The organism is Bifidobacterium sp. SO4 (assembly GCF_018555355.1).
Lineage (GTDB): Bacteria > Actinomycetota > Actinomycetes > Actinomycetales > Bifidobacteriaceae > Bifidobacterium > Bifidobacterium miconisargentati.
In genome coordinates, this window is the sequence record NZ_JAFEJP010000001.1 from 13,610 (window position 1) to 35,462 (window position 21,853).

At 61.8% G+C, this 21,853-nt stretch carries 20 protein-coding genes, 1 tRNA gene and 1 pseudogene; 14 read left to right on the forward strand and 8 right to left on the reverse strand.

Annotated elements, in window-relative coordinates; genetic code table 11:
• Window positions 1–2: 2 nt before the first annotated feature.
• Window positions 3–2,630 (reverse strand): leucine-rich repeat protein, encoded by a 2,628-nt coding sequence (locus JS536_RS00075; protein ID WP_214355319.1) that lies wholly within the window; start codon window positions 2,628–2,630, stop codon window positions 3–5.
• A gap of 392 nt (window positions 2,631–3,022) precedes the next feature.
• Between JS536_RS00075 and JS536_RS00080 the strand changes: the two genes are divergently transcribed.
• The gene (locus tag JS536_RS00080; protein WP_214355320.1) at window positions 3,023–4,459 is read left to right on the forward strand and encodes an MATE family efflux transporter; all 1,437 of its coding nucleotides are present in this window, start codon (window positions 3,023–3,025) and stop codon (window positions 4,457–4,459) included.
• Between the two features lie 118 nt (window positions 4,460–4,577).
• Here the strand turns inward: JS536_RS00080 and JS536_RS00085 are convergent, their stop codons facing one another.
• From JS536_RS00085 to ftsY, 4 genes and pseudogenes are all read right to left on the reverse strand, one after another.
• Window positions 4,578–6,404 carry a nucleotidyltransferase domain-containing protein gene (locus JS536_RS00085; protein WP_214355321.1) on the reverse strand — a complete coding sequence of 609 codons (1,827 nt, stop codon included), beginning with the start codon at window positions 6,402–6,404 and terminating at the stop codon, window positions 4,578–4,580.
• Between the two features lie 193 nt (window positions 6,405–6,597).
• The gene (locus JS536_RS00090; RefSeq protein WP_109057958.1) at window positions 6,598–6,936 is read right to left on the reverse strand and encodes a P-II family nitrogen regulator; all 339 of its coding nucleotides are present in this window, start codon (window positions 6,934–6,936) and stop codon (window positions 6,598–6,600) included.
• A gap of 1 nt (window position 6,937) precedes the next feature.
• The gene (locus tag JS536_RS00095; protein WP_214305445.1) at window positions 6,938–8,233 is read right to left on the reverse strand and encodes an ammonium transporter; all 1,296 of its coding nucleotides are present in this window, start codon (window positions 8,231–8,233) and stop codon (window positions 6,938–6,940) included.
• A gap of 336 nt (window positions 8,234–8,569) precedes the next feature.
• Window positions 8,570–9,685 (reverse strand): annotated as a pseudogene (ftsY, locus tag JS536_RS00100) (signal recognition particle-docking protein FtsY); the annotation flags it as partial.
• Window positions 9,686–10,315: 630 nt separating this feature from the next.
• Between ftsY and JS536_RS00110 the strand changes: the two are divergent.
• Both JS536_RS00110 and JS536_RS00115 read left to right on the forward strand, forming a co-directional pair.
• On the forward strand, window positions 10,316–11,071 hold the full coding sequence (locus JS536_RS00110; protein WP_214355322.1) for a TetR/AcrR family transcriptional regulator: 756 nt from the start codon (window positions 10,316–10,318) through the stop codon (window positions 11,069–11,071).
• Between the two features lie 314 nt (window positions 11,072–11,385).
• A complete protein-coding gene (locus tag JS536_RS00115) occupies window positions 11,386–12,420 on the forward strand; it encodes a glycosyltransferase family 2 protein (RefSeq protein ID WP_214355323.1) in 1,035 nt (344 codons plus the stop codon).
• A gap of 67 nt (window positions 12,421–12,487) precedes the next feature.
• Here JS536_RS00115 and JS536_RS00120 read toward each other — a convergent pair whose 3' ends face one another.
• Window positions 12,488–14,191: a C69 family dipeptidase gene (locus JS536_RS00120; RefSeq protein WP_214355324.1), complete on the reverse strand. Its 1,704-nt coding sequence runs from the start codon at window positions 14,189–14,191 to the stop codon at window positions 12,488–12,490.
• 282 nt (window positions 14,192–14,473) lie between these two features.
• Between JS536_RS00120 and JS536_RS00125 the strand changes: the two genes are divergently transcribed.
• Window positions 14,474–14,546: transfer RNA gene (locus JS536_RS00125), tRNA-Lys, on the forward strand.
• Window positions 14,547–14,616: 70 nt separating this feature from the next.
• Here the strand turns inward: JS536_RS00125 and JS536_RS00130 are convergent.
• Together JS536_RS00130 and JS536_RS00135 are read right to left on the reverse strand one after the other, a co-directional pair.
• Window positions 14,617–15,843 carry a site-specific integrase gene (locus JS536_RS00130; protein ID WP_214355325.1) on the reverse strand — a complete coding sequence of 409 codons (1,227 nt, stop codon included), beginning with the start codon at window positions 15,841–15,843 and terminating at the stop codon, window positions 14,617–14,619.
• A 165-nt stretch (window positions 15,844–16,008) separates the two neighbouring features.
• Window positions 16,009–16,560, reverse strand: coding sequence for a helix-turn-helix transcriptional regulator (locus tag JS536_RS00135; protein WP_214355326.1), 552 nt, complete (start codon window positions 16,558–16,560; stop codon window positions 16,009–16,011).
• 138 nt (window positions 16,561–16,698) lie between these two features.
• Here JS536_RS00135 and JS536_RS00140 point away from each other — a divergent pair, with 138 nt between their 5' ends.
• The 10 genes from JS536_RS00140 (at window position 16,699) to JS536_RS00185 (ending at window position 21,627) form a co-directional block, all read left to right on the forward strand.
• Window positions 16,699–16,950, forward strand: a complete 252-nt coding sequence (locus tag JS536_RS00140; RefSeq protein WP_214355327.1) for a helix-turn-helix domain-containing protein — start codon at window positions 16,699–16,701, stop codon at window positions 16,948–16,950.
• A 1-nt stretch (window position 16,951) separates the two neighbouring features.
• Window positions 16,952–17,215, forward strand: coding sequence for a hypothetical protein (locus JS536_RS00145; RefSeq protein ID WP_214355328.1), 264 nt, complete (start codon window positions 16,952–16,954; stop codon window positions 17,213–17,215).
• Window positions 17,215–17,448 (forward strand): hypothetical protein, encoded by a 234-nt coding sequence (locus JS536_RS00150; protein ID WP_214355329.1) that lies wholly within the window; start codon window positions 17,215–17,217, stop codon window positions 17,446–17,448. The genes JS536_RS00145 and JS536_RS00150 overlap by 1 nt, the downstream gene beginning before the upstream one ends.
• The gene (locus JS536_RS00155) at window positions 17,442–18,683 is read left to right on the forward strand and encodes an AAA family ATPase (RefSeq protein ID WP_214355330.1); all 1,242 of its coding nucleotides are present in this window, start codon (window positions 17,442–17,444) and stop codon (window positions 18,681–18,683) included. Before JS536_RS00150 ends, JS536_RS00155 begins: the two co-directional genes overlap by 7 nt.
• Window positions 18,680–18,913 (forward strand): hypothetical protein, encoded by a 234-nt coding sequence (locus tag JS536_RS00160; RefSeq protein WP_214355331.1) that lies wholly within the window; start codon window positions 18,680–18,682, stop codon window positions 18,911–18,913. The genes JS536_RS00155 and JS536_RS00160 overlap by 4 nt, the downstream gene beginning before the upstream one ends.
• Before the next feature lie 8 nt (window positions 18,914–18,921).
• On the forward strand, window positions 18,922–19,755 hold the full coding sequence (locus JS536_RS00165) for a tyrosine-type recombinase/integrase (protein ID WP_240544169.1): 834 nt from the start codon (window positions 18,922–18,924) through the stop codon (window positions 19,753–19,755).
• A gap of 2 nt (window positions 19,756–19,757) precedes the next feature.
• On the forward strand, window positions 19,758–19,934 hold the full coding sequence (locus JS536_RS00170; protein ID WP_214355332.1) for a hypothetical protein: 177 nt from the start codon (window positions 19,758–19,760) through the stop codon (window positions 19,932–19,934).
• A gap of 103 nt (window positions 19,935–20,037) precedes the next feature.
• The gene (locus tag JS536_RS00175; RefSeq protein ID WP_214355333.1) at window positions 20,038–20,979 is read left to right on the forward strand and encodes a phage major capsid protein; all 942 of its coding nucleotides are present in this window, start codon (window positions 20,038–20,040) and stop codon (window positions 20,977–20,979) included.
• A gap of 10 nt (window positions 20,980–20,989) precedes the next feature.
• Window positions 20,990–21,364 (forward strand): hypothetical protein, encoded by a 375-nt coding sequence (locus JS536_RS00180; RefSeq protein WP_214355334.1) that lies wholly within the window; start codon window positions 20,990–20,992, stop codon window positions 21,362–21,364.
• A 26-nt stretch (window positions 21,365–21,390) separates the two neighbouring features.
• On the forward strand, window positions 21,391–21,627 hold the full coding sequence (locus JS536_RS00185; protein ID WP_214355335.1) for a hypothetical protein: 237 nt from the start codon (window positions 21,391–21,393) through the stop codon (window positions 21,625–21,627).
• The last annotated feature ends 226 nt before the right edge of the window (window positions 21,628–21,853 follow it).

A 21,853-nucleotide genomic window follows, 5' to 3' on the forward strand; every position in this document is an offset into this window, starting at 1 on the left:
GGTCACTTCGCGTTGAACGCGATGCCCTCGTCACGCCAAGCCTTCGACATGAGCACCACGCCATACTCGTTCGCGCCCACCGTCAACAGGTGATCGCCGTTACGGGTGTTGTACAGGCGATGCACCTTCACGGACGCATCAGACGGCACGTAGAACGCGACGCCCTCATCCACCCACTTCTGGGACAGGAGGAAGTCACGCTCCCTCTGGCTCGTGGTGAACAGGTGCATGCCGTTGCCACGCCTGTTGTACAGGCGATACACCGGCGTGCCCTTGTCCGAGGACATGCGGAACGCCACGCCCTCGTCACGCCACACCTTGGTCGCGCGCAGGGCCTCCTGCTCCTTCACGCCAGTCGTGTAGAAATGCTCGCCGCTACGCGGGTTGTAGAAACGACGCACATCCGTCAGACCAGACGGAGTCGGAGTCGGGGTAGGCGTCGGCGTCGGGGTGGGCGTCGGGTTCCACGCGACCCTCCACTGCGCGTACAGGGTCAGGCCACCTGCCGGCAGCGTCACCTCGGCGCCATCCCGGTACGCGGTGCCGGTACCGTCCTTCCTGGTGTTCCATTCCTTGAACTCATGCCAACGGTACGTGAACCGGTTCGCGTCGAGCTTGACCTTGCCGCCGGCCGCGCCCTCGGTGGGATTCATCGTGCCCGTGCCGCCGTTCGCGTCGTACGTGATCTGGGCCTTGGCCAGGACCGTGACCGTGACCTGCGCTTCGCCCGCGCCGTCGGGCAGCGTGGCCTTCAGGGTCTTGACCGTTCCGGCCTTCAACGTCTTCCAGTCGATGGCCTGACCGTTCTCGGTCGCATCCCATCCGGCGGTCAGGTTGCGGACCGCGCCGCCCTCGTATGTGACCTTCACCGACTTCGGCAGCACGGGCTCGCCGCCCTGCCAGTACGTCACGCCCGCCGGCTGCTCCACCGACTTGACCGTGCCCGAGTAATGCGGCGTCAACGTCAGATTACCTGCGACATCAGTCTGGTTAACAGCGTTGGCGGGACGCTGGTCCCACGAGGTGATCGGCGTCGTCTGGTCGTACGCGCCCGCGTATTGCGGGTACTGGCTCAGATCGTAGTCGCTGGTCCACGTCCAGCCCGTGAACGTCAGCCCCTTCACCGCGGGCGCCGGGGTCGGCAGGGCGAACTGGCCACCCCTCTGGCCAATCGCATAATACTTCGCCGCGTCATCGGGCAGTTTCACGCCCTCCGGCAGACCGGACAAATCGTAAGACACCGTCCACGCAGCCTTCCACTGCGCGACCCACGTGAACTCACCCGCACCGACGGTCTGCACAGCACCGGGTTGAAGCAGCTCATAACGGGTGTAGTCATTCTCATCAGGGTAATTCCGATACAGTTTCCAGCCGGCGAACTCAAGGTCCTCGGACACGTCCGACGGCTTCAACGCCGGAGCCTGCGGAGCAGTAAGCTCTTGAGTCTTGTCTTCTACGGTTTGCAGATGGCGTTCGCTCTTGTCCGAGTCCTGGACGTACACGCGCACATGAGGCCACAGGGGAAGATCAATCTCATTTCCTTTCGAATCCACGATCTCCGGGTTGGCGTTCGCGAAAATGAAGGCATCCCAGTAATCGCTATCGGCGTCCACGCCGTCCGGGGCAGTCAAAGGATGCAACCCACCACCAGCAGGCGTCCAGATATACGCCTTCCCGACCTTCTTGGGAAGCCTTACCATGGCATCGTCTTTCACGCCACCAAACGTGTACCGGCCGCCGCCCTGGAATTGCAGGTCGTCGACCTCATCGGGCAGGGTAAACGCAGTCACCTGGTTGCTGTTCCATATTCCTCCGGCGAGGATGAGCCTATCCATCTTGGAGGGGAATTTCACACTCGTGAATCTACCGTCGGCAAACGCAAGGTCGCCAATGTCAAGACTGGTTAGTTTCGTGCCCGTGAAATCAAGCGCCGTGTTCTCCGAATAATCAAACGCCTGGTCATCAATCGTCAACGACGTGCTTTCCGTAGGCCACTCGATCGTGTACGCGGTCGGGTTCTTCGAATCTCCCATGAATGCCGCATTGCCGATCTTGGTGAGCTTGGGCGGCAGCTTCACGCTCTTCAGCGCACTGCCAGCGAAAATATGGATGCCGATCTCGGTGACCGGGGAGTCATCCGGGAATATCACCGTCTCCAAGGAACCCGTATTCGCGAACGTGTTGAACCCGCTGAGGTTCTGCAGACGGGATGGGAACGAGAGGTCCTTCAAGCCCTTCGCACCCGAAAACGCATAGCTGCCGATCGTCAGCGGTACGTCGCCGTCGTCGAACGTCAGCTTGTGAATCGGCTGGTCATGGAACGCGCCCAAGTCTTCTACTGGCAATCCGTAAATCTCGGTCACGTTCGCGGAGATGTTCAGGTCATAGCACGAATGGCCCTCGGCGAGGAATTCACTCGTGAAACCCTTGACCACGGTCTTCTGATCGTCGCCCCATTTGAATTTGTCCGCGTTCCTGGCCGTGTCGACAGCCACGCAGCCGTCCGCGGCCTGCGCGGGCGTCGCGTCCTCGGCGTTCGCCAACGGCGTCACCGCCAATGATCCCAATGTGCATATGGCCGCCATCAACGCCATGAGGCGTTTGGCAGGGCTATGATTCTCCACTCCCATTTCCCGTACCACCTTGTCTCTTCAGATAAATCTCTTTGAAATATGGGAACAACAGGGACGGCACAGCCATCCTTATTAGCCACGAATACCCCCCCCAACGACTTTTCACGTTCACATCGCGAACACTGTGTCGAGAAGTGAAAACATTCGCACAATCAGGAAAACTTTCACACCTTCACAGGCGATTCGTTCACGTCGGATTCATCCGGATGTCGGCCGCGCGACACGCAGAGGAGGGGAATGTGGATAGAAAAATGAGTTATCCACATTTAGGGGATAACCATGGGGATAATCCACCAAGTTATCCACAAAATGGGGATAACTTGGTGGATAGTTTGGGGATAACCTGTGCGCTGGTTATTGGCCGGTTGCGCAACGTAGTCAGTCATGCTATGCATGCGAGCGTGCACAGCGAATCCCCCATGCCCTCCAGTACTCACAAGCCCATCGATGCCGGCAATTCCGACGCCTCCGGCGACGCCGGGCACGGTGATTCGGACCGCGTAGCAGACAGCAGGCCCATCAACCGGCAGATTCTGGCGTTGGCGCTGCCCACGTTCGGGCAGCTCATCGCCGAGCCGACGTTCATTCTCATCGACACGGCGATTGTGGGGCATATCGGGGATGCGGCGCTGGCGGGCCTGTCCATCGGCTCGACCATCATCCTCACCGCCGTGGGGCTGTGCATCTTCCTGGCGTATTCGACCACCGCACAGGTGGCACATCTCCTGGGCGCGGGCCGCAGGTGCGAGGGTCTGCAGGCCGGCATCGACGGTTTGTGGCTGGCCCTGGGCATCGGAGTCATACTCGCCATTGGCCTGTTCGCAGGGGCCGAGCCGTTGTGCCGGGCGCTCGGCGGCCAGGGCGCGGTGCTGGATCAGGCGGTGACGTATACGCGCGCGATCGTGTTGGGCGCGCCCGGCATGCTGCTGGTGTATGCGGCGAACGGCATCTTTCGGGGGTTGCAGAAGGTACGCATCACGCTGATCGCCGCGGTGAGCGGTGCGATATTGAACACGATGCTGGAGGTGCTGTTCGTCATCGTATTCGGTTGGGGCATCGCCGGCTCCGGTGCGGCCACGATGATCGCGCAATGGTATATGGGCCTGTTCCTGGTGGTTCCGGCCATCCTGTGGGCGCAGGCGGATGGCGCGAGTCTGAGGCCGCGACTGGCCGGCATCGCCGCCGCCGGCGGGGACGGTCTGCCGTTGTTCATCCGCACGCTGACGATTCGCGCGGCGATGGTGGTCACGGTGGCGAGCGCGGCACGCATGGGCACCTCGGTGCTGGCCGGATTCCAAGCCGTGAATTCCTCATGGAACTTCGCGATGAACATGCTCGATTCCGTGGGCATCGCAGGGCAGACGCTGGTGGCCACGGCGTTGGGCGCGGGGAGCGCGAGTCAGGCGCGCAGGCTGACGAAGGCGACCGGACGAGCCGGCTTAGCCACCGGCGCGCTGATAGGGCTGGCATTCGCGGTGATCGGCCTGTTCGCCGGCCATTTCTTCTCCCCCACCCCGCATATCCAGATGCTTATCGCAGCCGGCATGGTGACGATGGGCGTGTTCTTCCCGCTGCAGGGATGGATGATGGCGATCGACGGCATTCTCATCGGCTCGCGCGACTACCGGTACCTTGCGGCGACCTGCACGGTGACGGCCGTGGCGTACATCGCGGTGATCATGGTGCTGGCCGATGCGGTGACGCCGTGGCTGGGAAACAATCTTCTGCGCACGATGGTGTTGTGGGCGGTGTTCAATGTCGTGCTTATGGGCGGGCGTGGCGTGTTCAACGGGTTGCGTGTGCGTGGGGATAGGTGGATGAGATAAGGCAGCGAAACCGTATTACTTTGAGCTGCTCCCCTCAGTCGGCTTCGCCGACAGCTCCCCTCATAGAGGGGAGCCAGGAATAAGGGGCGCCACCTTGATATGCCAACACTCACTCGACTCACATGGCGGCACGGACGGCGGAGTACATGCCTCGGACGAGCTGTTCGCGCCATTTGGACCAGCCGTATTGCTTGGTGATGGTCTCGCCGGCGGTGGCTCCGAGCGACGAGCCGTCCGCGCGGGTCAGGTCGAAAAGCATGTCCAGCAGCATCTTGTCGTGATGCAGTCGGTCGGCCAGCTCGCCTGCGACGGCCGGATCGTTCGGATCCTTGCCGGTGGCGAATTCGGAAAGCGTCAGATGCTCGCGGACCAGCACGGTGGCCCATTCCACGATGCCCGGCGCGAAGCCCATACGCTTCAGGATCACCGGCACGTGGCGGGCGCCCTCGGCGGCGTGGTCGCGCACGAACGCGCGCTTGCCGATGTCATGGGTGATGCCGGCCAGCAGCAGCGCCGTGTAATGCTCGTCGTCATACCGGCCGCCGGACGGCGTCTCACGACCCAGACGCGAGGTGACTTCGACCATGTGACGGTCAATCGTGTACCGGTGGGCGGCCGAGGCGGACGGACGGTTGCGGATACCCAGCCATTCGGGCATCCAACGACCCGGGATATCAACGAAGTCGATGCTCTCCCACACGTTCATGAGCTCCGGCCCGCAGGCGAGCAGCCTCACGAACAAGGCGCGGGACTCATCGTCCCACTGGCTGTCACGAATCGGGCAACGCTTGAGGTTGACCAGCGTGGACGGGTTGATGGGCAGGCCGAACTCGCCGGACGCCACGGCCATGCGCAACGCCAGCTTGGCGTCGGTGGCGGGATTGACGCCGGGGGCCAGCACCAGTTCGCCCTCGTGCTTGGCCACACCGGGGGCCACCACATCGAACTGCGGGGCCTCGCGTTTGCCGCCGGCCCGCTGGGAGAACATCTGGAAGAAGGCGAACCGCGGCTTCTCATGCGTCAGCGAATGTTCGGCGCGGGACGCCGTGGAGTCCAGCGAGAAGGAGATGCGGCGACCAATGCGGGCGAGCAGCGTCTGCAGGTCGTCGATGGAGTAGGCGGCGCGCTCGTTCTCCGGCCAAGTCGGGTCGGCGAGTCCCATCATGGCGGCCACCTTGGCCTGATACGGCGTGAGCAGCAGGTTGGTGTCCTTGTTCGCCACCAAGTGGATGCAGTCGCGCACGTCCAAGAGACGTTCCACGGCTTCGTCGTAACTGCCGTGGGGGCGGTCGGCAAGCCATGAGGCGGCCAGCGCGGAGACCAGCACCGAATCGCGCAGCCCGCCGCGGGCCTCCTTGATGTCAGGCTGGTTGACGTACTGCAGTCGCGCGAACTCGTCCAGGCGGGCCTTGGCGGAGTCGAGCAGTTCGGGCAGGCGTTTGCGGGCCGCCTTGCGCCAACGTTCCAGAATGGACAGTGCGGTTGCCCTGATGAGCTCGGTGTCCCCGGCGATGGGTTTGACGTCCAGCCAGCCCATGGCGGCGGGCAGGTCGTGGTCGGTGACCTCCTCGCACTGGGCGCGCGTGCGGATGGAATGGTCGAGGTCCAGGCCGCTGTCCCACAGGGGGTACCAGAGTTTGTTGGCGAGCTCGTTGAGCTGCTGGTCGTTCATCGCACGGGGTTCGTAGATGATGACCAAATCCAGGTCGGAACTGGGACCAATCTGTCCGCGGGCCAGGGAGCCCACCGCGGCGAAGCCGATGCCGGTGGACGGCACGGTGAAGGAGACGGCCTCGCACGCTTCGGACCACAGCTGCGTGAGGCACTGCATCGCCAGCTCGGTGCGCGCCTTGCGTTTGGCCGCACCGTTGCGGTAGACACCGTCCGCATCCGGCTGGCTCATATCCATGAATCGCTGCTTCAAACCATCGACTGCGCTGGTCAATTGTCCCATCCTTCAACAATCAGAATAAAAAGGCTCTGCCGGGCTACCCCTCAGTCGGCATCGTCTTTCAGGGGAAACCAAGAGAAAAATTGAACAAAGCTAATAAAAAATCCCCGCACGGCGGCTAGCGCGGCATGCGGGGATCTGCCTTGTTTGATAATCCGAACCCCTAGGGAGAGGAACGGACGCCTTATCAGATGGCGGCGGAACCGGTCTCGCCGGTGCGCACGCGGGTCACGGAGTCAAGCGGGGCGACCCACACCTTGCCGTCGCCGATGGTGCCGGTGCCGGCGGACTTGACGATCACACCGACCAGCGTTTCGGCATCGGCGTCATCCGCCAGGACCTCAACGCGAATCTTCGGAACCAGGTCCACGGTGTATTCGGCGCCGCGGTAGACCTCGGTGTGGCCGCGCTGGCGGCCGTAGCCGTTGGCCTCGGACACGGTCAGACCGTGCACGCCGGCGGCTGCGAGAGCCTCCTTGACGTCGTCGAGCTTGTGGGGCTGGATGATAGCGGTGATCAGCTTCATCTCACTTCACCTCCTTGAGGACAGAGCTGGCAGTACCAGCAAAATCGTAAGCACGTTCGCCCTGGTCGGCAAGATCGATGCCGCCGACTTCCTGGGCCTCGGTGACGCGCCAACCGATCGTCTTCTCAAGAGCGAAGGCGATGATCGCGGTGATCACGGCGGAGTAGAGGATGGCCACGATGGCGATGACCAGCTGGACGACCAGCTGCTTCCAATCGCCGCCGGCCAGCAGACCGGTGCCTTCGCCGAAGAAGCCGATCAGGACGGTGCCGGTGAAACCACCGACGCCGTGGACGCCGACCACATCAAGGGAGTCGTCGTAACCGAACTTGAACTTCAGACCGCAGGCGAGGCAGGTGAGCACACCGGCGATGGCGCCCATGACGATGGCCCACAGCGGGGAGACCACATCAGCAGCCGGGGTGATGGCGACCAGGCCGGCGACCATACCGGAGGCAGCGCCCATGGCGGTGTAGTGACCGGAACGGATCTTCTCGGTGAAGCCCCAGGAGAGCATTGCGGCAGCGGTGGCGGCGGAGGTGGAGACCCAGGCGTAGCCGGCGGTGCCGTTGGCGGCGAAGGCGGAACCTGCGTTGAAGCCGAACCAGCCGAACCACAGCAGGAAGGCACCGAGCATCACGAACGGAACGTTGTGCGGGCGGAACGGCTGGGTGCCGAAGCCCTTGCGCTTGCCGATGATGAGCACGATGATCAGGGCGGCGACTGCGGCGTTGATGTGGACGACGGTACCACCTGCGAAATCGTGGGCGGTGGCGCCGATGGCCTTGGAGATGGCGCCGTCACCGGAGAGCAGGCCGCCGTTCCAGACCATGTGGGCCATAGGAGCGTAATCGAAGGTAATCCACAGGGCCACGAAGATCATCCAGGTGCTGTACTTGACGCGCTCGGCGATGGCACCGCAGATCAGGCCGACGGTGATCATGGCGAACGCCACCTGGAAGGCCACGTCGATGGAGGCCGGGTAGTTGTTGGCGTTCAGCGAAGCGGAACCGAACACGCCCTTGTCGGCGACCATCGTGTCCTTGAGCAGGAAGCCCGTGGCGGGATCGCCGAAGATGCCGCCGATGTCGGAACCGGCGTATGCGATCGACCAACCCCACAGGGTCCAGATAATCATGGTGACCGACAGTGCGGCCGCCTCAAGCATAAGCATGTTCAGGACGGCCTTGGCACGAACCATACCGCCGTAGAAGAACGCCACACCAGGCGTCATGAGGAAAACCAAGGACGCGGATGTCAGGATCCATGCGGCGTTACCGGAATCGAGCGTTCCCATGTCTACCTCCCTCTCTTTCAGCTCACGGCGCCTGAACCGCGGTCGCGGCCGGCGTCTTTGTACTCACTTTGCCGTCCCCCTCTCGGGGGCTAACAGTTCGTCAGTAAATGCCCGCATCATTTTGGTTTCGTTACGGCAAGTTACGCGATTGTTAATCACAACGGGATCGTTCTGGACAGTCCGGCCGGTCGATTCCGGCGGGATTCCAACGGATATGAGAAGGCCCCGAATATGTTTCGAACATGATTCGGGGCCTTGGTTTGGGGTTGTTGCGGCGTTTCGGACGTTCACAACGTGGACGTTGCGTCGTCGGTCGGTGCCGCTTGGGGATGACGCTTAGGCGAGAATGCCGTCCACGAAGCCTTCCGGGTCGAAGGGGGCGAGGTCGTCCGGGCCTTCGCCGAGACCCACGAGCTTGACGGGCACGCCGAGCTCCTTCTGCACGGAGATCACGATGCCGCCCTTGGCGGAGCCGTCCAGCTTGGAGAGCACTACGCCGGTGATGCCGATGGCCTCGGCGAACACCTTGGCCTGGGTCATGCCGTTCTGGCCGGTGGTGGCGTCGAGCACGAGCAGCACCTCGTCCACCGGCAGGTTCTTCTCGGTGACGCGGCGGATCTTGCCGAGCTCGTCCATGAGGTTGGACTTGTTCTGCAGACGGCCGGCCGTGTCGATGATGAGCACGTCCGCGTTGGCTTCCTTGGCCTTGGCGGCGGCCTCGAAGGCCACGGAGGCCGGGTCGGCGCCGTCCTTGTCCGAACGGACCACGGGCACGTTCACGCGGGCACCCCACGTTTCGAGCTGGTCGGCGGCGGCGGCGCGGAAGGTGTCGGCGGCGCCCAGCACCACCTGCTTGCCTTCGGCCACGAAGAGTCGGGCCAGCTTGCCGGCGGTGGTGGTCTTGCCGGTGCCGTTGACGCCCACCATGATGATGACGGACGGCTTGTTGGCGCCCGGCTTCTCGGCGTTGAGGCGACGGTCCGTGTCACGGCCCACCAGGTCGAGCAGCTTCTCCTTCAAGGTGGCGCGCACCTCGTCCGGGTTGGCCTTGCCGGTGATGCGTGCGTCGGTGCGCAGGTCGTCGACCAGCTGGCCGGAGGCGTCGGCGCCCACGTCCGCGAGCAGCAGCGTGTCCTCGACGTCCTCCCAATCGGCTTCGGAGAGGTTGTCTTTGGTGAGGATGGAGAACAGGGCCTTGCCGAACGGGTTGCTCGACTTGGCGAGCTTGGCCTTGAGACGGGTCAGGCGGGAGCCGATGGACTCGGGGGATTCGGTTTTGGCGGGTTCGGGGGCAGGGGTTGGCTCGGGCTCGGCGACGGGCTCGGCAGGGGCCGGTTCGGGCTCCGGCGCAGGCTTGGCGGGAGTGGATTCCGGCTCAGGCTTGGATGCCGCGGTCTCCTCAGCGGCGACCGGCTCGATCGGTTGGGATTCCTCGGTCTCTTCCGGCTTGGCAGGTTCGACAGGCTCGGCAGGCTCGGCAACGGACTTCTCGACGGACTCGGCCGGCTCCTCTGCGGCTTCGGGTTCCGCCTGTTCGGTGGCCGATGCGACGGATCCATCGCCCTCGGCCTGCTCGGACGCGGACGTTTCGGCGGCCTCCGCGGACTTTGCGGACTTTGCGGACTCGGTCGAGGCCGGAGCCTCTGCAGGCGACTCGGCTTGGGCGGCAGCGGCCTGCGCGGCCTTGGCCTCCTCGGCTTCGGCGGCCAGTCGCGCGTCGGCGGCGGCCTTGGCGTCGCGGGTCTTCTTGTCCTCTGGGGCGGCTTGGCCCAGGGCACGGTCCAGATCGCGCTTGCGGGACTTGGACCACCATACGCTGGCGACGACCAGGATGACCGCCACCACAATCACGCCGATAACGGCCAATACAGTATTCATATCCATGTCTCAAAAGTCTAGTCTGCGGCCGGAATCAAGCGGTTTCCCTGTTGAGGCCGGAATCGGCATGAGCCTGGCCTCGATGTTTTGGACGCCCTCAGTCGAGCCCGTCAAAACTCCTCCGACAGGGGAAGCCAGGAAGAAGTCCACGAAGGCCGGTTCCGTGCGATGGCTATGCTGAAACGCATGGCACATTCTTCACGTATGACATCGCTTCAGCGCCGCGAACAGCTCATCACGGTAGGGCGTTCGCTGTTCGCGGCCAAGGGCTTCGAGGCGGTGAGCGTCGAGGAGATCGCGGCGCACGCCAAGGTGTCCAAGCCGATCGTCTACGAGCATTTCGGCGGCAAGGAAGGCCTGTACGCGGTGATCGTGGACCGTGAGATGCGCGCGCTGACCAGCGTGCTCACCGCCGCGCTGGACGATCCGGACGTTCATCCGCGCCGCATCGTGGAGCGCACCGCGCTGGCGCTGCTCACCTATATCGAGGAGAACGCCGAGGGATTCCAGGTGCTCGTGCGCGACTCCCCCAGCACCGACCCGTCGGGTTCGTTCAGCTCGTTGCTGGGCGACATCTCCCTGCGCGTGGAGGACATCCTCTCCGAAACGTTCAAACGGCAGAAGCTCTCCGTCAAAGGCGTGCCGTACTACGCGCAGATGCTCGTGGGCATGACCGTGTTCACCGGCCAGTACTGGGCGGACCGGCCGAAGGTGAGCAAGGAGCAGTTGGCGGCGTACATCGTGGATCTGGCGTGGCACGGCCTGAGCCGGCTCAATTCCAAGCCGCAGCTGCTGTTCGAGGGCGCGAAGGCGGAGAAGCGGCAGCGGAAGGACGGCGGAGTCGCGGCTGCGGAGTCAACGGAACCGCCGGAATCGGACGAATTGGTAGAGCCGACGGAGCCAGCGGAATCGGACGGCACAGATGAGGCCGTGCCGGAAGCGTCGCCGGCAACCGACTGACCCTGCGCACAACGCACCGGCGAATCCCAAGTCCTACCCAAGTCGGGTTGGAGAGGACTGAGAGAGACACTATTCAACCAACGTTGACATGAATTCGGTTGGACTACCCCTCAGTCGCCTCTGGCGCCAGCTTCCCCTGACAAGGGGAGAGCCAAGACGTGGAGACGCCATTGGTCCAGAAAATCCGGGATGCAGAATGTGTAGTCAGGGCGTCAACTTACGTAACGGCCTGCCGCACCGGAAACCCAAGTGCTACGGTTTGAACAGTAACAACGCACACGCTTGATGAGAATATGTGAGGACGACAGACTGCTATGGCCACCACGGCGAAAACGCTAACCTTTGTGATCCCCGCATACAATATGGAGTCCTACCTTGACCGCTGCGTCAATTCCGTGCTTTCCGCCACGGACGCGCGCGATGTCGAGGTGCTGATCGTGGACGACGGTTCCAAGGACGGCACGCTGGAATACGCGAAGAAGCTGGAACGCAACAATCCGGGCATCGTGCGCGCCATCCATCAGGAGAACAAGGGCCACGGCGGTGCGGTGAACACCGGCATCGCGGCGGCCACCGGCATGTATGTCAAGGTGGTGGACGCAGACGACTGGGTGGATCCGCAGGCCATCGACACCGTGCTGGCCACGCTGCGCGCCCAGCGCGAGACCGCCGAGCCCATCGACATGCTGGTGACCAACTACGTCTACGACAAGGTGGCCAAGCGTCACAAGCACACCGTGAACTTCCGTCGTGTCATGGAATCCGGCCGCGTGCTCGGCTGGGATGATCTGGGTCATTTCGGCCTGGCGCAGTACATCATCATGCACGCGCTCACCTTCCGCACGCAGGTGGTGCGCGGCTCCGGCCTCAAGCTGCCGGAGCACACGTTCTACGTGGACTTCTACTACTCCTACCAGCCGTTCCCGTGGGTGAAGCGAATCCAGTACCTCGACGTGCCGTTCTACCACTACTTCATCGGCCGTGAGGGTCAAAGCGTGCAGACGGACGTGATGATTCGCCGCGTGGACCAGCTCCGTCTCGTCAACCGGCTCATGACGGAGGCGACCCCCGAGAAGGGCACGGTGCCGGACGGCCTGTACCGGTACATGATCCACTTCCTGGCCATCGAATCGTGCGTGACCTCGGTGTTCCTCATTCTTTCGCGCGAGCCGGAGAACTACGCCAAGAAACGCGAACTGTGGGAGGCCATCGACGCCTATTCGCCCGCCATCGGGCGTGACGTGCGCGCCAAGCTGATGTCCCGCGCAATCAACCTGCCCGGTTCCGCAGGCCGCTGGGCCGTGCGCAACGGGTACACCATCGCGGAGAAGGTCGTCGGTTTCAACTGATCTGTGCAGTCGAAAAGCCGGGGCGATTCGGTGAATAAGGTGCCGAATCGCCCCGGCTTTCTGGCAATCACGCCCAGCGGTCGGACATGGCGAAGCTGTTGTGCATGAGGTTGCTGGACGTGTACAGCACGCTGTTCAGCAGTTTGGCGGTATGCTCGCGCAGGTACTCGCCCGTCTCGCCGTTGGCCTTTTCAAGCACCTCGGCGGCCGCACGCACGTCTCCCGTATTCTCCTCGGCGTAGCCGTCCTCGATGATCCGTTCGTCCGTGCGTTCCACCAGCTGATGGCCGAACGCGCGCACCTGCTCGATGTACCCGTTGATCGCGCTGTTGGTCTCGTACCAGTGCGCGTCCGCGATGACCGCGATGAGGCGGTTCGTCCAGTACAGGTTGCCGGTGGAGACCTCGGGCGTGGTGTCGCGCAGGTAGGCGGGCGTGTCGTCCACGTTCGCGTAGAACGGGGCGATCGTGGTGAACGGGCCGGAGCCGAACGAAACCCACATCACCGTGCGATTGCAGGCCGGCGCGTACGGGCGAATCTGCAGCGCCACCATGTGTCCGGTGCGGTTCACGCCAATCGGACGGTAGCGGTGACGGGTCTCCGGCGTGCCCTTGGTGCCGTACGGGTCGTACGGCGTGCCTTCGAAGTGGGAGGAGAGCAGGAAGTCCACGTCCTCGAGCGTCACTTTGTCCTCGGGCACGCGGCACCACGGGATGCCGTCGGATTCCGGCGTGTACCGGGCTGCGGACGAGTCCCAGTCCTCGCTGGGGTTGAGGTGACGCTGCATGTACCAGGCGCGCGGCGTGTTGTAGATGTGGTCCTTCGGCGTGGTGGCGCCGAATGCCTTGCGCGGGTTGAAGTGGCGGGGCAGGGCGGCCACGAGCGCGGCGATCTGATCGTCCTGGCCGTTCGCGGCTGCGGATCCAGCGTTCGTGCGAGCGGAGGCCACGGCGACGCGACGGGCGGAATGGGCTCCGGTACCGGCGGAGGCCGACCCGAATCCGGCGCTGTGAGCATGACGGCCGCCGGATGCGACCGGAGCGCCCATCGTGCGGTCGAGGTGATGCCTGACCATGAACTCGCGCAGGTCCGCGCTGCACATGTACTCGCGCTGCCTGCCGAAGGCGTCGGCCAGGTCGAAGTCGTCGATGCCCAGCTGGTTGGGGATGGTGGCGTAGCAGTCGTCCGGCACACGGCGGGCGATCCAGTGGTGGCCGCCGATGGTCTCGACGTACCAGATTTCGTCCACGTCCGAGATGATCACACCGTTCGACTCGTAGGTGCCGTAGGTCTCGAGCAGTTCGCCGAGCCGGGCCACGCCCTCGCGCGCAGTCTTCACGTACGGCAGCACAAGGGTGATGATGTCCTCCTCGCCGATGCCGCCGGGCTGTTCGGGGCGGTAGTCCTCGTCTCCGGGCTCGCCGTGGGCTGGCTTGAGCTCGACCATCGGATCGGCGCCGAGCACGCGCTCGTTGACAGCGATGGTTTCGGTGGCGCTCATCGCCACGTTGTGTTCGTTCGCGCCCGCCTCGGCCAGGATGCCGCGGTTGTTGAGGACGTTCGGGGCGATGGTGTACCGGCAGGGGTCGTCCGGCAGGTCGATCTCGACGTGGCTCAGCACGCTCCTGTAGTGGCGCGGCTGGTCTTTCGGGGCGACGGCCACGAGACGCTTGGGATCGTAGCGGCCGGAGCCGGAATCGTCGTCGCGGGCGATGATGGTGGAGCCGTCGTAGCTGGCGTTCTTGCCGATGAGGATGGTAGTGCATGACATGCCGACCACTCTAGGCGGTCGCCATGCGTTTGGGGCGCTCGGAACCGGCATTCCCATGAAATTCCCAGCTAACGCACACGCCATGCCGAGACTGGTGTTGTTATATGTAATCACGGCCGCAAGCCCGCAATAATTGAATCCTTCTTCTTCTCTTCCTCTTTCTTCTCTCTCGAAGCCCGGTTTCCCGCCGGGCTTTGTCTGTTGTTGGGGCAATGCGGTGATGCAGGCTCGAAGCGCCGCCGATTTGGAATGTCTGGCGTCGGTGTGTATTTTAGAAATGTTGCCCCTCTAGCTCAACGGTTAGAGCAGCGTCCTTTTAAGTCGTGGGTTGTGGGTTCGAATCCCACGGGGGGCACACGTCAGCCCTTGGAATCATTGAGGTTCCGAGGGCTTTTCCGTTCCCGCCGATCGCGTTTCATCCCTGATTATCCCTGATGAATTGCTTCGGCGCGACTTTGGGACAACGCCGCCGCCACTTCATCGAGCCTGTCCGGCCATAATCCGGCGTACTCATTGAGGGTCATGGTCACGTCGGCGTGTCCAAGAGCCGCCGCCAGCGTGCGCACATCGCATCCGGCCGCGATCGACAGCGACGCGAACGAATGGCGTAGTGAGTGCGGGCGCAATCCGGCCACCTTATCCAGCTTCGCCAGCTTCACGGCCTTGTTGAACACGCGCCCGCGCCAGTTGCTCGGCTGAAGGTATGTGCCGCCGCGTGCCGGGAACACGTAGTCTGTTGATTCACGCTCTTCGCACAAGGGCTTCAGCTCATCGGCCACGAAATCGGGCAATGCGACACGCCGGGTCTTGCCGGTCTTCGTCGGGCCTATTGTCCAGTTGCCTTTATTGTCCTTCGTCAACGATCTGGACACCGTGACGCGCTTGTGCTCGAAATCCACGTCCCCGACGCGAAGCGCGTAGGTCTCGCCGGGGCGTGTGCCGACGTAGGCCATGAATCGCATCATCGCCGCGTCACGCTTGCCGTCCTTGAATTGCGCAGCAGCGTTCGCAAGCCGTTCCACCTGTTCGTAAGTGAGAAAGACTTTGCGCTTGGCCTCACGTTCCGGGTCACTGTCCTTGCGCGATACGTGAATGTTCGTCATCGGGTCGGTTTTGAGCCATCCGCGCTTCAGCGAATAGCGTATGACGCCACCGAACGCCACGTTCACGATCTGATTCAGATACTTGGGCGTGGGCTTCGTCGGCTTCTTCTTCGTGTTGAACTCATACGGCGCCTTGGCCTCTCGGAGCGCCGTCACCCACTTGTTTATCGCCGTTTCATCTATGTCCATGAGCTTCTTGCTGCCCCATTGAGGCAGCACATAGCACCTGAGCAAGTCGTCATACTGCTTGCCACTGGACGCACGGGCCGTGTGCTGACTCGCCCGCCATTCCGATGCAGCCTCGGAAAATAGGCGCTCGCGGTCTTCCGCGTTGACGTACCGGCCGGAATACATGTCGTCGGCAATTGCCGTCCGCGCCTTCTCGGCTTCCGACTTCTTCTCGAAGCTGCGGTTGCGTTCCTTCTGCTTGCCGTCCACCGCCTCGTACCAGCACAGCACCCACCGCGCGCCCTTGCCGTAGTTCTTCAGCTTGTACTCATCGGGAATCTTCGCGGCCACCCTCTCCGGGTTGCTCACCGCCGCGTTCAAGAGACGTTTCGCGTCCCTTGAAGCGTCTTTCGATAACCACCTGTCCTTAATCCAAGCTCTAGCCATGCTTCTTCCTAAGAGAGCGACAAAGGGTGCGCAAAGAGAGCACCCGAAAACCCAGTAATTCCAACAAACAGAGCAAAGAACGCAAAGAGAGGAAGTATGCTAGGGAGCCATATGCGAATCAACGTCGGCCGCATCTCTAAGTATGTCATGCTGAGTCTTCTCTTCGGTGTAATAGCGCGGCATGGCCTTACCGTTCAAAATATCAGCGAGGATACTTTCTAGCTTCTCTGTGTCTCCATATTGAAGAGCCATGCGCGCCATGCGCTTCGCTGCTTCCCCGTATCCATGTGCCGGTTCGGCTTCCATGCTGCTGCGCAGTTGCTCCATCGCCTGTCTTGTGTTGAAACATGCGACTTCCGCGTTGCAAGCCTGTTCCATAACGTACTTGGCTTCGGCTTCCAGCTTCATGTCGCCTGACGATCGGAAGAGTAGCGAGAAATCCGTGTCCCCGTCATATCCGAATAGGTTCAACAAATCTCGCGCCTCGGACAACTTTAGCTGCCGTTGCCCCGCCTCTATGTTGTATACCGTCTGCTTCTTCCAAGCGTGCCCATAGCTTGTGCGCATCTTGCTCGCAACGTCCTCTTGCGACATGTTGCCGCGCAGCCGTCGGACATTCTCGCCTACCAAGGCATCGACTTCAGTGATCATATGTAAAGATTAGGGCCCCATTGCGACTTGTAAAAAATCTTGTCAAATAGTCCGATTTCAGCTTGACGCACCGCCGTTCGTTGGGATATGCTTCATTTCGTTACTTAGATAACGATTTGAATATTGACGGAGGTAACGGTGACTGCTTCAACCATCGAAGTCCCTTCAGCGCTCGCCGACATCGCGCGGGAGCTGCCGCCGCTGGTGGACACGGAGACGTTCGCACAGGTGTTCCATGTGCCGAGGAACACGCAGAATGATTGGCGCGGCAAGGGCAGAGGCCCGAGGTTCACGAAGATTGGCCGCACGGTGTACTACCAGCGTGACGCCGTGCTGGAATGGCTAAAGTCCCGTGAGTTCTCCGAGACGGCCGAGTGCCGGAGCGAGTGACATGCGAAACGTGACTAAGCGCGTGTGGCTCTCGCTGCCCAGCTCTGACAAGTATCCCGATGACGACCCGTGGCTCACCCTCGAACAGACGGCGCGAGCCTATGGCATCACACCGGAACAGCTAGCGGCGCTCGCCGACAAGGGCCCGCGATCTCACCGGCGCGACGACGGTTCGATCGTGTACAGGCAAGGCGAGCTCATCGAATGGCAGCGCAGCAAGGAAGGCCGGGCCGTGCTGCTTGACCTTCGGAGAGGCGGGGCGTGATGGTGACGTTCACCCGGAAACAGTTCAATCAGGCTCAGGGCTTGACGTGGAAGGCGGCGGAAAGCGTGGTAGCGTCCGCGATCGACGTTCCCGTGGGCACGCTGCGTACTCTTCGCTTGGCCGGGCGCGGCCCGCGCTATGAGACCACCGTGGGCGGTCAGGTGTACTACACGCGGCCGGCCGTACTCGAATACATCAAGGACCACATGGGGCAAGGACAGGAATCATGGTGACGATCGCCGCATCAAAAGATACTTTGAGACGCACGGCGCTTGTGGAAGAGGCGATGAAGGCAGCCGAAACGCTCTATGCGGACGTCATGCCGGAACGTGGCGAGCATATAGGGGACAGCATCAACCGCACGGCCGAGGGGATTCCTTGCGACCCGGAAACCGGTAAGGTCGGTGCCGATGCCATCAGGATAACGAAGGGCGCTCGCAGCGTGAGCTTGCTGGACTTGCGCGAGATCAAGACGAAGCCACTTCAGTTTCTGTGGTATCCGTGGCTTCGTCCGGGCCTGAACGTGCTGGCCGGCAAGGGCGGCTCACGCAAGAGCACGTTCGCCGCGTACATCGTCGCCAAGGCTACGAACGGCGAACTTGCCGACGATCATGGCAAGAAGTGCGGCAAGCTGCGTGTGCTCTACATCGATCAGGGAGAAGACGACTTGGCTTCAGTGCTGGTGCCGCGCATGAAGGCGCAAGGCGCCGACCTTGAGCTTGTCAGGCTGCTCAGGGTCACGACATTGGGGGCGTTCGGCACGGAGACCACCGTGATGGCCGGCAAGCAAGACCTTGAGGCTATCAAGCGCATTGTCGCCGAGTGGAAGCCGGAGTTGATCGTGTTCGACCCGCTCAGCCTGTTGGTTAATGGCGACATCAACTCGTATCAGGATGTGCAGCCCGCCCTAGTGGCCTGTAACGAACTGGCGCAGCTCTCGGAAGGGTGCGCGGTTCTTGGCCTCCATCACTGGAACAAGGAAGGCAAGTTCACAGGCTCGCAGAAGTTCGAAGACACTTCGCGCAGCTTCATGGAGATCGCCGCCGACCCGGACGATGACATGGCAAGCGTGGTAAGTCTGTCCAAAGCCAATAATTCAGGCAAACTCTCGATTCGCCTCACAGCCAAGCTCACGCCATTCAAGACGGACGATGGCGGCACCACCACGGTCCAGACCATCGACCATGTAGAGGAATCGATCATAACCGTGGAGGACATACGGCAGACGCTGGCAAGCGGAACAAACGCCGAGGAACGAAGCGAAATCGAGCAATGGATAGTCGACTACCTCATGAAACAGCCAAACCGGGAAGCGCTCGCCAACACCATCATCAATGAAGGGTTCAAGGTCGCCGGTTATACCCGCGATCAACTGAAACGTGCCAAGAAGAAGGTTGCCGTCAGTAAGAAATCGTCCGAATTTCAGGGCGCATGGGTATGGCACCTTATCGAAGGACGCGAACGATGATGACAGACGCGCCCGCCGTCGTGCATATCGCCCGCACCTGCCACGACAACACGGCCACCACCACGTTGTGCGGGAAGAAGGTGCGCACCAACACCAAAGCCGTCAACCGAGTCAAGCAAGGCCCGTGGGTCTCGTGCCCGCTGTGCGAGGCAGCTCTAGCGCTCGACGGCACGCCTAACCCGTATCCGCGCCGGCGCTCGCCGACATGGATACAACCAACGCTCTTCTAAGGACCGAAATGGATATGAGCAAGCTCCCCGCCACATGGCGCGAGCCCGTGGCCGGCTTCATCGACTACAAACAGGCGAGCGGTTGCAGCGAACAGACATTGCGCACACGCTTCTACCAGCTCCACCACTTCGCCGACATGACCGGCAAGCCGCCCGAACAGGTCACGACGGACGATCTCACCACGGCGCTCGCCGACGGCCGCAAACAGGAATCCCGCAAGGGCCTACGCAACTGCTTCGCCACGTTCTTCCGCTACATGCAAGCGGCCGGATACCGCAAAGACAACCCCGCCGCGCTCTTGCCGAACGTCCGCAAGCCACCGCCACACCCGAAACCATGCCCCGACAAGTACATACGCGCCGCACTCGCCAAGGCCACGCCCGCCGAACGGCTCATGATCTTGCTCGCCGCCGAATGCGGGCTAAGACGTGCCGAGATCGCCCGAGTACACCACGACGACGTACTGACCGGCATAGACGGACGGCGCTCGCTGGTGGTGCATGGCAAGGGCGACAAACAGCGGATAGTGCCGTTGCCCGACGATCTCGCCGACGCGATAGAGGTCGCGCCGGGGTATCTGTTCCCCGGACGGTGGACGGGCCATGTGGAGGCGTCCTATATCGGCAAGCACGTCAGCGCCCTTTTACCGGACGGCTACGGGCCGCACAAGCTGCGGCACAGGTTCGCCACGGTGGCCTACTCGCAGTCGCACGACATGCTGGCCGTGTCCAAGGCGCTGGGTCATTCCAGCACTGAAGTAACCGAAGTGTACGTGGCGTTGCCCGACGAGAACCTACGCAATCTCGTGGATGCGGCAACGCTCTCAGTCGAGGGAAAGTGAATATGGGCAAGGACTACAGCACGGCCACCAAGAGTGAGCTCATTCGCTGGCTGCGAGCAGCCAGTGCGGACGCCGCCACCCAACGGGCCAAGAAGGTCGGATGGAAGGACTATGCCAAGAAACTGGAGCGCGAGAACGCCGTGCTTCGGAACATGGTAGAGTCGAATCCAGCACATTGATGCAGAAAGCAGCCAGAAGGCGCACGTTAACCCGGCCTTCTCGCTGCTTTCATCGTCTTGGGACGTCTACGGCGACGCGAAGGCCCAAGAAAAGGAAACAACAATGGCAACGCCAACAGACATCCTCACGTCGCACGGCACAAGACTCCAAGATCGTATAGCGTTCAGCGAAATCGTCTTCCCCGCCGTCGAACACATTCCCGATGCGCTCATATTCTCGCAGAGCAAGCCAGTGACTATGGAAATCAAGAGCGAAGCCGGTTCGGTCTCCGTGCCTTTCGTACCCGAGCTGCCCGCGTCTCAGATCATCGAGGAAGGTCAAGAAATCCCCGAATCCGCCGCCCAGATCAATAGCCTGAACATCTTCACGTTCAAAATCACCTCTCTGGTAACGGCCACGAACGAATCCGTCGAGTACGACAACAATGCCAGCAAAATCCAAACTCTGCTTACATGGCAGATGGATAAGAGCGTGACCAACAAGGCCGATGCCGTGTTTCTCCAGAACGCGCCCAACGAGGATGCCAACGGTATCCCGGATGGCCCAATTGGCCTGTTCAATCTCAAAGGCATCACCCAAGGCGGTGAAATCGCCAACGGCGAGGGAATCACCAACGCATTGCAAAATGGTCTTTCTGTACTCGTGGATGCGCTCGCCAAAGTGTCAGCGAAGGGCGCTAAGCCCACATCCCTCATCATGAATTTCGGCACGTGGGCGCAATTGCTCAATCTTCAGTACGCCGATTACCGTCCCATGATTAGCCCAGATGTGGCGAACGCTCCTATTCCCATGCTGTACGGTCTTCCTGTGGTAATCAATAATGCCGCACCGGACAACAAGATCCTTATCAACGACGCCAATGTGGTCTATTCCGCCATCACGGACATGCGGGTTTCATCCAGCGCCCATTCCAAGTTCAGCCGGGATGCCACTCAGTTCCGAGTCACCTTCCGTTTCGGCTTCGGATGCACGAACCCCGAACGACTGGCCGTAGTAAGCGTCTACAACCCCGTCCCGCCCAAGGCCAAGACCACGAAGGCGTGATATGGAAAGCATGACAGACGCACAAAACGCCAACATCGAACCCGCTGACGCCGAACAGAATAGCGCCATCGAGCCCAAAACGGTAGACCCAGCTCAGCGAATCCGTGAGCTAGAGGCCGAAATAGGCCGCTACAAGGCCGAACAGGAGCAATCCGAGTGGAAGGCCAAGGTGTCGGCCGATACCGGCATACCGGCCGATCTACTCAGGGGTGACAGTCTCGAAGAGATTCAGGCACACGCCAAGGCAATCAAAGACTACGCGACGCCGAAACCCAAGGCACCCGCCGTGCATGGCGTGGACAGACACCCCCATGGCCCGCTTCCGCATAGGGCAATCAATTACATCGCAGCGGCTATGGACCCTTCATTTTTCCCAGACCGCTGATACCACCACACGAAAGGACCAAAGAAATGAATCCCCGACACATCGGATATATGTATAATCTCGCCGACGCCGAAGACGGAACCATGTTGCACAAGCTCTACATTGCAAAGCGAAGCAACTGCATCGCCGAGGACAGCATTGTGATCGAACTCGAAGCTCGCTGCCGAGCCGCCGACGCCCTCGAACGTATCGCCTCCACCCTTGAAGGGGCATACAGCGATAAACGCCCCTCCCCCACTACAACGGTCGGGGAGGATAATTAACGCCCTCTAGGAGGCATTGTATAGGGCCGGGAAATACCCCCCGGCCCCTATTTCACCTCCCCCATCACCAACACCCTCCACAAGCCCATAGAAGACACCGGCAGTATTGCCGGAAGCGGATAACAGTAGATAGCCAGCATCCGTAAGACATTGCACAAAATCGAGGGAAACAAGTACCCCCCTCCGACCGTAAACCCACCCTCGCTCTTCATGCCCCGGCCGACAC

Coding starts and splice junctions, on each gene's coding strand:
- JS536_RS00160 (WP_214355331.1), top strand. CDS start 18,680: ATGATGACAGACGCGCCCGCCGTCGTGCATATCGCCCGCACCTGCCAC.
- JS536_RS00165 (WP_240544169.1), top strand. CDS start 18,922: ATGGATATGAGCAAGCTCCCCGCCACATGGCGCGAGCCCGTGGCCGGC.
- JS536_RS00150 (WP_214355329.1), top strand. CDS start 17,215: ATGGTGACGTTCACCCGGAAACAGTTCAATCAGGCTCAGGGCTTGACG.
- JS536_RS00115 (WP_214355323.1), top strand. CDS start 11,386: ATGGCCACCACGGCGAAAACGCTAACCTTTGTGATCCCCGCATACAAT.
- JS536_RS00075 (WP_214355319.1), bottom strand. CDS start 2,630: ATGGGAGTGGAGAATCATAGCCCTGCCAAACGCCTCATGGCGTTGATG.
- JS536_RS00185 (WP_214355335.1), top strand. CDS start 21,391: ATGAATCCCCGACACATCGGATATATGTATAATCTCGCCGACGCCGAA.
- JS536_RS00175 (WP_214355333.1), top strand. CDS start 20,038: ATGGCAACGCCAACAGACATCCTCACGTCGCACGGCACAAGACTCCAA.
- JS536_RS00080 (WP_214355320.1), top strand. CDS start 3,023: ATGCATGCGAGCGTGCACAGCGAATCCCCCATGCCCTCCAGTACTCAC.
- JS536_RS00145 (WP_214355328.1), top strand. CDS start 16,952: ATGCGAAACGTGACTAAGCGCGTGTGGCTCTCGCTGCCCAGCTCTGAC.
- JS536_RS00155 (WP_214355330.1), top strand. CDS start 17,442: ATGGTGACGATCGCCGCATCAAAAGATACTTTGAGACGCACGGCGCTT.
- JS536_RS00180 (WP_214355334.1), top strand. CDS start 20,990: ATGACAGACGCACAAAACGCCAACATCGAACCCGCTGACGCCGAACAG.
- JS536_RS00110 (WP_214355322.1), top strand. CDS start 10,316: ATGACATCGCTTCAGCGCCGCGAACAGCTCATCACGGTAGGGCGTTCG.
- JS536_RS00135 (WP_214355326.1), bottom strand. CDS start 16,560: ATGATCACTGAAGTCGATGCCTTGGTAGGCGAGAATGTCCGACGGCTG.
- JS536_RS00090 (WP_109057958.1), bottom strand. CDS start 6,936: ATGAAGCTGATCACCGCTATCATCCAGCCCCACAAGCTCGACGACGTC.
- JS536_RS00170 (WP_214355332.1), top strand. CDS start 19,758: ATGGGCAAGGACTACAGCACGGCCACCAAGAGTGAGCTCATTCGCTGG.
- JS536_RS00120 (WP_214355324.1), bottom strand. CDS start 14,191: ATGTCATGCACTACCATCCTCATCGGCAAGAACGCCAGCTACGACGGC.
- JS536_RS00095 (WP_214305445.1), bottom strand. CDS start 8,233: ATGGGAACGCTCGATTCCGGTAACGCCGCATGGATCCTGACATCCGCG.